The organism is Pantoea sp. GW821-FHT03E06, from assembly GCF_059420725.1.
On the sequence record NZ_JBWKUG010000001.1, the window covers coordinates 3,976,022 to 3,988,454 of the forward strand.

A 12,433-nucleotide genomic window follows, 5' to 3' on the forward strand; every position below is an offset into this window, starting at 1 on the left:
AAGACCGGCTCGATTCTGTCGTAGGGTCGCCATTGATGGCGACCGCATTCAGACCACGCGGTGACGCAAGCGGCCGATTTTCTCGATCTCCACTTCAATCTCATCGCCGGGGAACATAAACAGCGGCGGCGTACGCTTTTTGCCCACGCCACCCGGTGAACCGGTGATGATCACATCGCCTGGCGACAGCGGGCTGAACGCTGAAATGTACTCAATGATCTTCGCCACCGGATGCACCATGCTGGCGGTGGTATCGTTCTGCACTTCGCGCTGATTCAGCCAGGTTTTAATTGCCAGCTGCTGTGGATCGGGGATCTCATCGGCGGTGGTCATCCACGGCCCAAACCCCCCGGTTTGCTGCCAGTTTTTACCGGCGGTGAACCAGGTAAACTGCATGTCGCGCACCGTGGCGTCCATAAAGCAGCTATAGCCAGCAACGTGCTGCAACGCATCGGCGGCCTTCACCTGATAGGCCGCTTTGCCAATGACCACCGCCAGTTCGCCTTCGTAATCAAACTCCTGCGTAGTGGCCGGTTTCAGCAGCGGCTGTTCGTGCGCCGCCAGCGAATCCGCAAAACGCACAAACAGCGTGGGCGCTTCAATCGTCTCAGCAAACTCTTTGCGTTTGTCGGCGTAGTTCATGCCAACGCAGAACACTTTGCCCGGATTTTCCACTACCGGCAGGAAGCGAATGGCGCTAAACGGATGATCAACGGGTTGCGCAAGGTAGGCATCAAGATCGCTCAACGCGCCGCGTTGCAGCAACGTTTTGAGATCCGGGCAGTCCGCACCGAGGCGCGCACCGATATCAATCACACCTTCCTGCTGCACAATACCGTAACTTTTTCTTTGCTGGTCAATAAGATAAAAACTGCAGAGCTGCATGACTGCCTCGTTGTTATAGATAAATTGCGCGCAGGTTAGCAAAATTCAGCAGGAGATGCGGACCGACCTGCTGATTTAGCGGTCGCCATAAATGGCGCCCCTACGTGTTGCATGTGGCAACGTCGTAGGGTGCGCATTAATGCGCAATTACGACTGCGTGCTCGCCAGATAGGAGAAGGCGCTCAGCAGGCTGATCAGCGTGTTCATCTCATCCGCGCGATAGCCGACGGTCACCGCATCAATGCGCGTCACGCCGGGAATCAGGCTGAACAGATCCGCCAGCACCGGTTTGCTGGCCTGCAGCTGCATCTCATAAGGCGCGCTCAGGCGCGTGGTGCTGACCTGCCGTTTACGCTGTACGGCGGCGGTCGCCGCTGCGCGAATGGCGTTTTGCGCCGCCTGCGGGCTGATGGATTCCGCGCAGGTGTGCGAGATGGCGCGTTTCACACAGACGTAATCCACCGAGGGATAGTGCTCCGCCATCCAGCCTTTAAGCTGATCGTCACCGCTCACCAGCCACAGCGGCGTGCCCTGTTCGGCCGCCGCGGCCGCGTAGATGTCGCTTTCACCCATCACTTTACCGTTGATGTGAATACGCCAGAATGCGCGGCCGTTAATGGTGTGCGCCAGCACGCCAGGCTCGCCCGCCGCGCTGTGGTAGCCGATAAAGAACAGGCCATCAAACGGCTGCTGTTCAATGCCTTCCACCATCGATAAACCGCGTGGTTTGCCCTGCACCATGCGCGCACGCGGATCGATATTTTCCGCGCGCAGGTTGGTCATCTGCGCGTGGCTGTCGGCTACCACCACTTCGGTGGCGCCACCGGTGAAGGCACCGTCGATGGCGGCATTGACTTCCTGTTCCATTAGTCCGCGCGCCAATTGATATTCCGCGTGGCCAGGTGAACACTGTTCCGGGCGCATCACGCCCGCGATGCCTTCGATATCGGCTGAGATGAAGATTTTCATGAGGTTGGGGTTCCGTGCGGTTATTAGCAGAGGCCGCCATGAATGGCGACCCTACGGGCCTGTGGTGTTTTTTGTAGGGTCGGCATTTATGCCGACCGGGACGACAGCGCCAATCGATCCAAAACGTCGCTTAACGACGGACGATAATGCCTGCGGAAACCGGTGACGGCTTCGGCGCTCAGCAAGGCATCCAGCACCGCGTGTTCGGTGGCATCGGCGGCGGCGGCGAGCAGCGGTTCCAGCGTGGATTCTTCCGGCGGTTGTGGCCGGGGCTGGGTGGAAAACGCCACAGCAATATCGCCCGAGCCGTGGCCCCAATAGCTGCCCAAACGCCCTAAACCGGCACCTGCGCGTTTGGCGACGCGCTTCAGTTGGCGCGCATCAAGCGGCGCATCGGTCGCCATAATAATGATGATGGAACCGGCATCGCGCTGCGGCGTCAGTTCCGGCAGCAGCGGCGCAATCATCTCGCCAAGGCGCACGCCATCCAGCGTCAGTGCGGTCAACGCGCCGAAGTTCGCCAGCACCAGCACGCCAAGCGTGGCATTGAGCGACGGAATCAGGCGCGATGCGGTGCCGATGCCGCCTTTCAAACTAAAACAGCTCATGCCGCGCCCGGCACCAACGCTGCCGCGGTCAAAATCGGCGGTGGCGTTATCCAGTGCCTGTTGCGCCATGGCTTCCGTAATGGCCAGCGCCTGAATGTCATTCAGCCAGCCGTCGTTGCACTCCAGTGCTAGCGGATTGACCGTCGGCAAACTGCGGCCCAGCTCGTGGTTGCGGCTGATGGCATCGCGCACCAGCGTGGTAAATAGCGTGCCCACCGCCAGCGTGTTGCTGAGCAAAACCGGCGTCTGCAGCACGCCCAACTCTTCGACCTGTACCAGGCCAACCGGCTTGGCGAAACCGTTGAACACCGCCGCCGCACACGGCAATGGCTGGGTAAACAGATTGTCGCCCGGTGGCACAATAGCGGTGACGCCGGTTTGCCGCTCGCCGTCCGCCAGCGTGTAATGTCCGACGCGTACGCCCGCCACATCGCTGATGCGATTAGTGGCACCGCTAACGCTGCGCGGTTGTCCCAGCTGGCGCTCGCTGCGCCAGCGTTGCAGCAGCAGATCGCGCTGTTGTTGTTGAAAATCCATACTTAGCTCTTCAGTTTAGGATCGAGCGTGTCGCGCAGCGCGTCACCCAGCAGGTTAAACGCCAGCACGGTAATGAATATCGCCAGACCTGGAAACACACTGACGTGCCACAAGCCAGCCATCATCATGCTGCGGCTCATCGCCAGAATATTGCCCCACTCCGGCACATCGGGTTCAGGGCCGAGGCCGATAAAACTCAGTCCGGCAGCAGTGAGAATACTGGTACCGATACGCATGGTGAAATAGACAATCACGTTCGAGAGCGTGCCTGGCAGAATATGGCGCAGCAGAATCACGCGATCCGGCGCGCCGGCGCAGCGCACTGCTTCGACATACGCCGCCTGCTTTAACGACAGCGTGGAAGCACGCACGATGCGGGCAAACACCGGCACGCTGAAGATGGCCACCGCAATGATGACGTTATTCAGTCCCGGCCCGAGAATCGCTACCACCGCAATCGCCAGCAGCATGCCGGGAAAGGCGAACAGCACGTCGGAGCCGCGCATAATCAGCATATCGATCCAGCGGCCATAATAGCCCGCCAGCAGGCCCAGCAGCACGCCGACTATCATGCCGAGCGTCACCGACAGCACGCCAACGTACAGCGAAATGCGTGCACCAAAGATGATGCGGCTGAAGAGATCGCGGCCCAATTCGTCGGTGCCCATCCAGTGCGTGCTGGACGGCGGTGATGACAGCGCCATCCAGTCCGGTGCCATTGGATCCCAGGGCGCCAGCCACGGTGCGAAGACGGCCACCAGCACCAGCAGCAGCACAAAACCGCCGGAGACCAGCGCCAGCGGATTACGCACCAGCGCGTGCAGGAAATCACGCCACGGCGAACGGATCGCCTCCTGCGCGTGGGCAGGCAGAGATTGCAGACTCATTACGGCTCCTGTCGCAGGCGAATCGCTGGGTTGACCACGGCATACAGCAGATCGACCAGCAGGTTAATCACAATAAATTCAAACACGAACAGCATCACTAACGCCTGGATCACCGGCTGATCCTGCGCCTTGATCGACTCGATCAACAGCCAGCCTAATCCCGGCCAGTTGAAGACGCTTTCGACCACGATCGATCCGCCGAGCAGAAAACCAAACTGCAAGCCGAGCATGGTGATCACCGGGATCAATGCATTGCGCATCACATGTTTCCACGTCACCAGCCGATTACGCAGCCCTTTGGCTTTGGCGGTGCGCACGTAATCTTCCTGCGCCACTTCGAGAAACGCCGAGCGGGTGAAGCGCGCCATCACCGCCGCCACCGATGAACCGAGCGTGATGGCCGGTAATACGATGTCGCTGGGTTGATTGAAGCCGCTGACCGAAAACAGGCCAAACGGCATGGCGACGAACTGGATCAGCAGCAGGCCCAGCCAGAAGGTCGGCATCGAGATGCCGCCCACGGCGACACTCATCAACGTCCAGTCCTGCCATTTACCGCGTTTCAGCGCGGCAAACACGCCGAGGAATAACCCCAGAATCACCGACCAGGCAAAACCCGCCAGCGCCAGCCACATCGTCGGCATAAAGCCTTGTTTAATCACTTCCAGCACCGGCTGTTGGGTGCGATAAGTGACGCCAAGATCGCCGCGCAGCAGGCCGCCGATCCAGTTGATGTATTGCTGCGGTAGCGGATCGTTAAGTCCGAGATGCTGGCGCGCAGCTTCCACCGCGGCTAAAGGCGCATCCGGCCCGGCGTAGATGCGCGCCGGATCGCCGGGCAGCAGCTTGATGAAGCCGAAGACCAGCAGCGAGACCACCAGCAGTACGGGGATCATCTCCAGCAGTCGGCGAATGATGTATGCGAACATGCGGTTCCTTTAAATGGGGTGCGCATGAATGCGCACCCTACAGTAGGGTCGCCATTTATGGCGACCGCCAACCTTTACTTAAACGCCGCCTGATTAAACAGGAAGTTGCCATCCGGCAGCATCGATACGCCGCTCAGCGTGCTGCGCTTGCCAACCAGATTGTCTGGCGTGCCGAGGAAGGCCACCGGTGCCTCTTTCCACAACACTTTCTGCGCTTCAGCGTATGCCTCGCCACGTTTGGCCGGATCGGCGGTGGCTAAACCTCCGGCAATCGCTTTGTCGGCTTCGGCATTGCTGAAGTACGAAACGTTGTAAGAGGTCGGCACCCAGGATTCGGTGGCATAGAGTGGACGCAGTGCCCAGTCGGCATCACCGGTTGAGGTGGACCAGCCACCGTAATAGAGGTCAAATTCCGCCTGTTTCGGGTCTTTCACGCCCCACAGTTTGGCGTTGCGCGTGCCAGAATCCATCGGCGTGACCGTGGCGCGAATGCCCACCGTTGCCAGCTGCGCTTTCAGCACCTGCGCGGCACGCACGCTAGCGGTGGCGTTGGTGACCCACAGTTTCAGGTCGAGGCCGTTCGGATAACCCGCTTCCTTCAACAGCGCTTTGGCCTCATCCGGCGCATAGCGATAGTTTGGCGCGCTCTGCTTCTGATAGAACTGCACGCCTTGCGGAATCGCCGAGCTGGCCGGTTTACCCATGCCGGCAAACGCCACTTTCAGCCACAGATCGCGGTCGATAGCGTAGTTGATCGCCTGACGCACGCGGACATCATTCAGCGGCTTGTGCTGGGTGTTGATCGCCATGTAGTAGAGGTAAATGCTTGGATCGCGCTGGATCGCCAGTTTGCTGTCGCTCTGCACGGTGGCAATCAGATCCGACGGCAGCGGCCAGATCGCATCAACCTGCCCCGATTTTAGTGCCGCGACGCGCGTGGCATCTTCCGGGCTGGGTGAGAAGATCACGTTATTCACCTTCGGCCAGCCCTTCTGCCAGTAGCCGTCGTACTTCGCTAAGCTGACAGCTTTACCCGGCTGCCAGCTGACGAATTTGAACGGGCCGGTGCCCACCGGATGCAGGCGCAGCTGCGCTTCTTCCGGATATTGCTTCAGGATTGCCGGGCTCCACATCACCGCCGACGGATGCGCCAGCGTGTTGATGAAGGCACCAAACGATTGGTTAAGCTCGATTTTTACCTGATCCGGCGCCAGCACCGTCACCTTCTCAATCATCTTGTACAGGCTGTTGCGCTTGAGGCCTTTTTTCTGATCGGCGAGGCGATCGAGGTTGGCTTTTACTGCTTCCGCATCGAACGGCGTACCGTCCTGGAAGGTGACGTCTTTACGCAGCGTCAGGGTAAATTCAGTGGCGCTGTCGTTGCTGGTGTAGCGGGTGGCCAGCCACGGCTGCAGCTTCATCTGTGCATCGAACTGGAACAAGCGCTCAAAGATGCCGCTCTGCACCGAGTAGCTGACGTTGTCGGAGGTATCGTGCGGATCGAGGCCGGTGATATCGGCATACATCGAAATGCGCAGATCCTGTGCCTGAGCAGCAGCGGCCAGCGAGAGGGTCAATCCCAGCGCAAGCGCCGTACGGCGGAAAATCGGGTTCATGAAATCTCCTGGTATTGAGGGTTAGCGCGAAACACAGTCAGCGACCCAGTGTTGCGGAGCAACCTGGCGATAACGTGGTTTGATGACCGTTTCTCCCACCTTGCGCAGTGGCGAAGGGATGTCGCTCTCTTCGAAAGTGCGGGGTTGCCGGTTCTGAGGATCGGCTACCGGCACCGAGGCCAGCAGACGTTGGGTATAAGGATGTTGTGGCTGGTTGAACACCGACTGGCGCGGCCCGAGCTCAACAATCTGGCCGAGATACATCACCGCCACGCGGTTAGCAATGCGTTCTACCACCGCCATATCATGCGAAATAAAAATCCACGCCACGCCGGTTTGCTGTTGCAGATCCATCATCAGATTGACCACCTGCGCCTGAATCGACACGTCCAACGCCGAAACGGCTTCATCGGCAATGATCACCTTGGGTTTCAACGCCATAGCGCGCGCAATGGCGATACGCTGGCGCTGGCCGCCGGAAAATTCGTGCGGATAGCGCCGCGCATGTTCCGGCAGCAGTCCCACGCTTTTTAGCAGCGCATCGACCTGCGGCGAGGCCTCGTCCAGCGACTTCACCATGCCGTGCAGCAGCAGCGGCTCGGCAATGGTGAAACCAACCGTCAAACGCGGATTAAGTGAGGCGTAGGGATCCTGAAATACCATCTGAATTTCACGGCGCAGCGGTTGAAACTGTGCCTCTTTCAGGTTGGCGATTTCATTGCCCTGAAAATGGATGCTGTCGGCGTCGCTGTTAATCAGCCGCATCAGCGCACGCCCGGTGGTGGATTTACCGCAGCCGCTTTCACCGACAATAGCCAAGGTTTCGCCCGGCCACAGGCTGAAATCGATCTGCTCCACCGCGTGCACCTGATGGGTCAGCGCCGAGAAAATGCCGCTGCGAATCGGGTAGTACACTTTCAGACCACGCACATCCAGCAGCGGCGTTTCGTCGTAGCGCGCGGTGCGCTGCTCGCTGCGATCGTTGGCCTCGCTGCTCAACAGCGGAAAGCGCTGCGGCCACGCGTGTTCGCGCATATCGCCGAGTTTCGGCACTGCGGCGAGTAATGCTTTGGTGTAAGGATGCTGCGGCGCATTGAAGATGTCGCTGACCGTGCCCTGCTCAACCACTTCGCCACGTAGCATCACCACCACGCGATCGGCGATTTCGGCCACCACGCCCATGTCGTGGGTGATAAATAGCACCGCCATCTGCTTCTCGCGCTGCAGATCACGCAGGATGTGCAGAATGCGCGCCTGCACCGTAACGTCCAGCGCGGTGGTCGGCTCATCGGCAATCAACAGTTGCGGATCGCAGGCCAGCGCCTGGGCAATCATCACGCGCTGGCGCATGCCGCCCGACAGCGAATGCGGATAGCTTTTCATTACGCGATCCACATCGGCGATGCGCACCTGACGCAGTAACTCACGCGCGCGCGCCTCGGCCTGGCTTTTGTCACAAATCTGGTGGTCACGCAGCGCTTCGGTCAGCTGATCGCCAACGCGTAATACCGGATTGAGCGAGGTCATCGGCTCCTGAAAAATCATCGCCATCTCGCGGCCACGCAGGGCGCGGCGCTGAGGTTCATTCAGGCTGGCCAGTTGATGGGCTTTGCCCTGACGATCGCGAAATTGCATGCTGCCGCGATCGATGCGACCAGAGGCGGCCAGCAAGCCCATCACCGCCAGCGAGGTGACCGATTTACCCGAACCGCTTTCGCCCACCACGGCGACAATTTCGCCCTGATGAATGTTAAAACTGATGCCCTTCAGCGCCTGATTCTCGCCGCTGCGGCCGCGAAAACTGACGCTGAGATCCTGAATCGCGAGCACCGGCTCAGAACCGGCAACGCTGGCGGCGTAGGGGGTAAGTGAAGTGTCCGTCATCGTTGCTCCGCGTGCGGGTTACAGCCAGATTCGGCCTTGAGCGTAAGAAAGGAACGGCGAGCTGTCGGCGGCCAGCCAGATCGGGCCATCGAGATCGACATGTTCGGCGGCTATCGCCACCGGCAGCGCCGCCTCCATCGCCAGCGATGAGCCGAGCATGCAGCCCACCATCAGCCGCATATCGCGCTTCTGCGCCTCTTCCACCATCGCCAGCGCTTCGGTGAGCCCGCCGCACTTATCCAGCTTGATGTTGATCATCTCGTAGCGATTGCGCAGCGGCGCGATGTCTTCTCGCGTGTGGCAGCTTTCATCGGCACAGATTGGAATTGGGTGCGCAAAACGCTGCAGCTCCTGATCCTGGCCCGCCGGCAGCGGCTGCTCGACCATCGCGATGTTGTAGCTAACCAGCGCATTGAGCAGGCTGGGCAGATCGACGCCCGACCAGGCTTCATTGGCATCAATGATTAAGGTAGCGCGCGGCGCGGCCTGACGGATCGCCGCGACTTTTTCAAGAATCTCGTCGCGATTAAGTTTGATTTTCAATAGGATGGCACCGCGCGATACTGCATCGGCAGCGGCGGCGGCCATGTTCTCGATGGAATCGAGGCTGAGAGTTTCGGCGGTAATCACCGAGGGCGGCTGAGCACGTTCGCACTGTTGCCACAGCGTGTGCTTCGCCAGCGCGGCATCCAGGCGCCACAGCGCACAGTCCAGCGCATTACGCGCTGCACCCGCAGACAAACGGCTTTGCAGATCGAGGCGGCTCAAGCCCGCTTCAATGTCGGCGCGCAGCGTTTCCAGTTCAGCGTTGACGCTTTCCGGCGTTTCATCGTAGCGCGGCGTTGGCGTACATTCGCCCCGACCAATGAAGCCGTTCTGCTCCAGCGTCACGCGAATCACCGTGACCGCCGTACGCGTGCCGCGCGAGATGGCAAATGGACGCGCCAGCGGCAGCTCCAGCACTTCAATCTGCATGCGCCGCATGTTAGCCACGCTCCTGCAGCAGCGCGGCGATATCCGCCATGCCAAATCGCACCGGATCGGTGGCCGGCACGCCGAATTCAGCGCTGATTTCACTGCAGTAGGCGCGCGCTTCCTGTTCGCTGTAGTTCGAGGTGTTGATGGCAAAACCGGCCAGTTGCACAACCTCGCTGGTGACGTGCGCCGCGCGCAGGTTGGCTTCGACACAATCCTTCAGGCTCACCATCGGCTGATGCGGCAGATGACGCATATGCGGACGGCCCATTTCGTGACACATCACCAGCCAATGCGGCTGTGCACCGTGGATCAGTCCCATACTGACGCCAGCGTAAGAGGGATGGAACAATGAACCCTGGCCTTCAACGATATCCCAGTGATCGGCATCATTGGCAGGCGACAATGCTTCGGCCGCACCGGCGATGAAGTCGGCAATCACCGCGTCAATCGCAATCCCTTCGCCTGCCACTAAAATGCCGGTCTGACCGGTAGCGCGGAAATCGGCTTTCATGCCGCGTTCGCGCATCGCCGCTTCCAGCGCCAGCGAGGTGTACATTTTGCCCACCGAGCAGTCGGTGCCAACAGTAAGCACTCGCTTACCTGTACGCTTTTTACCACTTCCCACGTTCAGTTTTGGACGCATATGGCGCAGGTCAAACAGCTTAACCCCTTGCGCTTCTGCTAACGCGACCAATTCCGGTTCATCGACTAAACGGTGGTGCAAGCCGCTGGCGACGTTCATCCCGGCAGCAATGGCGCTTTTCACCGTGTCGAGCCAGTGTGTTGGCAGGTAACCACCGGCATTGGCGGTGCCAAGCACCAGCGTTTTGGCGCCGCGCGCTTTGGCGGCGGCGATATCCAGTTCTTCGAGGCCAAGGCTAACGGTGCAGCCTGGCAGTTTGATTTCGCCAACGCACTGCTCGGGTCGCCATACCTGAATGCCGCGCGCGGTTTTAGCGGCCAATGGATCGGTAACGTCGCCGAGGAAGAGTAAATAAGGTTGAGGGATCAGCATGATGTTTCTCGTTTCAGACGGTTTATAGGGCCTGAGCTGACTATTTCATGCAGAAGAAAAGGTGACGAATGCTTGTTTAGTAGCGGGGTATAACCTGCGGCTATAGCCAGATCGAAATGTGATGACTGAAGGGATAAATCAATGAATTAGGGAGAGAATTACGGCAGAAGTGGTGAGAGCGATAAGAAAACAGTTGATAACCACAGGTCGATCCCTGACCGCGATTATCGAGGGTATGCTGGGGAGATCTTAATTAAGCGCGCCCGGCGGTACGTGTTTGAAGGTTTCGACATAAGAACGGAACACGTAGCGGAAAAAGCGTTTCATAAGGCACCTGGTTCAAAAATTGTTGAAGAAATACGCAAAAAGTATAGCGCCTGAGCGTTTTTACCGCAATTTTTTTTGAAGTGGATCACAGAATGGAGGGGGGGGTTATTGCGGGTTTGCGGTGGTCGCCATGAATGGCGACCCTACGGGAAGCGCAGAAGAAGTTGTAGGGTGTGCATTTATGCGCACCAGGCAGCTGCAGGCTTAGCTGAACCAGCCCATGTGCTCGCTTAAAATGGTGCAGCCAATGCTGATCAGTACCACGCCACCGAGGACTTCAGCCCATTTGCCCATCACCGGACCAATAAAGCGTCCTACCAGCACGCCGGTGGTCGCCATCACGGTGGTCGCGGCGCCAATGGTAACGGCGGTCATAATGATATTAACCTGCAGGAACGCCAACCCAACACCGACCGCCAGCGCATCCAGGCTGGTGGCAACGGCGGTTAATGCCAGCACCATAAAACCGTGCCGCTGCGGCGCTTCGCAAGGCTCATCGGCCGTTTGACGGAAACCTTCCATGATCATACGACCGCCCAGTATGGTTAACAGGCCAAACGCTACCCAGTGATCCCACGCCATAACGTAGCGGCTGGCCGCGAGACCAATCGCCCAGCCAATCAGCGGCGTCAGCATTTCGATCACGCCAAAGATTAAGCCAGTACGCAGCGCTTCTTTAAAATTCGGGCGATTCAGCGATGCGCCTTTGCCCAGTGCTGCGGCGAAAGCGTCCATCGACATACCAAAGGCCAGAATCAGGGTTGCGATAAATGTCATGGGATTTCAATCAATGCCGCGGAACAGGCCCTAAAGCCGCTACTTCTCCGCATTTATTGTTCAGTAATGAAAAAGTGCGCGCAGTCTAACACGCTAAAACGCCAAAAAAAAGACAGTAAAATCAGGGATTTAAGTATAGCAAAGGCTATAACTCTTAACTTCCGCTATTTTTGTCGCTAAGTGAATGGAATAGAAGAAATTTCTTAGCGCGATCCGGCACGGGGATTGCACCGTAGCGCCCTTTTATGCGCTAATGCCGACGCTAACTGATTTGGAAGATGACCATGAATAATCCATTCGAAACGCTGATTATCCCGGGAGGCATTCTGCTGCTGGGCTTTCTCTCCGCTCTGCTGCTGCCCGCGCCCTCGTTTGGCATTGAGCTGGCAAAACGGCTGCAGGAAAGTTTGCATCTGATGGATGTTAATCAGCTGTATACGATTGTTTTTAGCCTGTGGTTTTTGCTGCTGGGTGCCATTGAGTTTTTCGTCATTCGTTTCCTGTGGCGACGTCGTTCGCGTTGATCGCTCTCCGCATGGTGATGCATTTTTCTTCTGCAGGAGTCGCCTCCTCATACCAAAATTCATCACCACAAAATTGTAACATTACTTTTACACGGACTGGCTAAATATTGAGCACCACAAATTCCGCATAAATAATCAATCCACCAAAAACAGATAAGAATCATTGGTTTAAATTGTGATGTATGTCACTACACCTCTCCTTCCCCCATAACAACACTCACAAAGCCATAACATTCACATTACGATAAGCATCTGATTAAGAGATAAAAATCCCTTATGGCAGCGGGGTTGAGCTGATTAATTCTTATGCTGAATCATTTCCGCCTTTAAAAAATAAACAAACGTTTAATTCCGATACGAGAATGTTATATTCGAATGCATATGCATAACGTGCAGTTAACCGTTATCGTCCCTATGACTTATACCTGAGTCTTAACCTTTGAGAAGTAGCACCACGCGCTCGAAAGAAGCGCGGCTATTTCGCCTGCGAACCTGTT

General features: G+C 57.9%; 12 protein-coding genes. 1 reads left to right on the top strand and 11 read right to left on the bottom strand.

Going from position 1 to position 12,433, the window contains the following annotated elements; translation table 11 throughout:
* Positions 1-48 precede the first annotated feature (48 nt).
* From AC07WB_RS18575 to mntP, 11 genes are all read right to left on the bottom strand, one after another.
* Positions 49-885, bottom strand: coding sequence for a fumarylacetoacetate hydrolase family protein (locus AC07WB_RS18575; protein ID WP_097095694.1), 837 nt, complete (start codon positions 883-885; stop codon positions 49-51).
* A gap of 147 nt (positions 886-1,032) precedes the next feature.
* Positions 1,033-1,854, bottom strand: a complete 822-nt coding sequence (locus tag AC07WB_RS18580; RefSeq protein WP_494940987.1) for a M55 family metallopeptidase — start codon at positions 1,852-1,854, stop codon at positions 1,033-1,035.
* 86 nt (positions 1,855-1,940) lie between these two features.
* Entirely contained in the window at positions 1,941-2,999 is a 1,059-nt protein-coding gene (locus tag AC07WB_RS18585; protein ID WP_494940988.1) for a DmpA family aminopeptidase, read from the bottom strand.
* Between the two features lie 2 nt (positions 3,000-3,001).
* The gene (locus AC07WB_RS18590) at positions 3,002-3,886 is read right to left on the bottom strand and encodes an ABC transporter permease subunit (protein WP_345827816.1); all 885 of its coding nucleotides are present in this window, start codon (positions 3,884-3,886) and stop codon (positions 3,002-3,004) included.
* Positions 3,886-4,815, bottom strand: a complete 930-nt coding sequence (locus tag AC07WB_RS18595) for an ABC transporter permease (protein WP_345827815.1) — start codon at positions 4,813-4,815, stop codon at positions 3,886-3,888. Before AC07WB_RS18595 ends, AC07WB_RS18590 begins: the two co-directional genes overlap by 1 nt.
* 74 nt (positions 4,816-4,889) lie before the next feature.
* Positions 4,890-6,431: a glutathione ABC transporter substrate-binding protein gene (locus tag AC07WB_RS18600; protein ID WP_494940989.1), complete on the bottom strand. Its 1,542-nt coding sequence runs from the start codon at positions 6,429-6,431 to the stop codon at positions 4,890-4,892.
* A gap of 21 nt (positions 6,432-6,452) precedes the next feature.
* Positions 6,453-8,315, bottom strand: a complete 1,863-nt coding sequence (locus tag AC07WB_RS18605) for an ABC transporter ATP-binding protein (protein WP_494940990.1) — start codon at positions 8,313-8,315, stop codon at positions 6,453-6,455.
* A gap of 18 nt (positions 8,316-8,333) precedes the next feature.
* Entirely contained in the window at positions 8,334-9,299 is a 966-nt protein-coding gene (gene dgcA / locus AC07WB_RS18610; protein WP_345827809.1) for an N-acetyl-D-Glu racemase DgcA, read from the bottom strand.
* A gap of 1 nt (position 9,300) precedes the next feature.
* Positions 9,301-10,308, bottom strand: a complete 1,008-nt coding sequence (gene dgcN / locus AC07WB_RS18615; RefSeq protein WP_345827807.1) for an N-acetyltransferase DgcN — start codon at positions 10,306-10,308, stop codon at positions 9,301-9,303.
* A gap of 249 nt (positions 10,309-10,557) precedes the next feature.
* Positions 10,558-10,635 carry a stress response protein AzuC gene (gene azuC, locus AC07WB_RS18620; RefSeq protein ID WP_141400269.1) on the bottom strand — a complete coding sequence of 26 codons (78 nt, stop codon included), beginning with the start codon at positions 10,633-10,635 and terminating at the stop codon, positions 10,558-10,560.
* 204 nt (positions 10,636-10,839) lie between these two features.
* Positions 10,840-11,412: a manganese efflux pump MntP gene (gene mntP, locus AC07WB_RS18625; RefSeq protein ID WP_494940991.1), complete on the bottom strand. Its 573-nt coding sequence runs from the start codon at positions 11,410-11,412 to the stop codon at positions 10,840-10,842.
* A 284-nt stretch (positions 11,413-11,696) separates the two neighbouring features.
* On the opposite strand from mntP, the gene AC07WB_RS18630 reads away from it, so the two are divergent.
* A complete protein-coding gene (locus tag AC07WB_RS18630; protein WP_097097629.1) occupies positions 11,697-11,936 on the top strand; it encodes a DUF1158 domain-containing protein in 240 nt (79 codons plus the stop codon).
* The last annotated feature ends 497 nt before the right edge of the window (positions 11,937-12,433 follow it).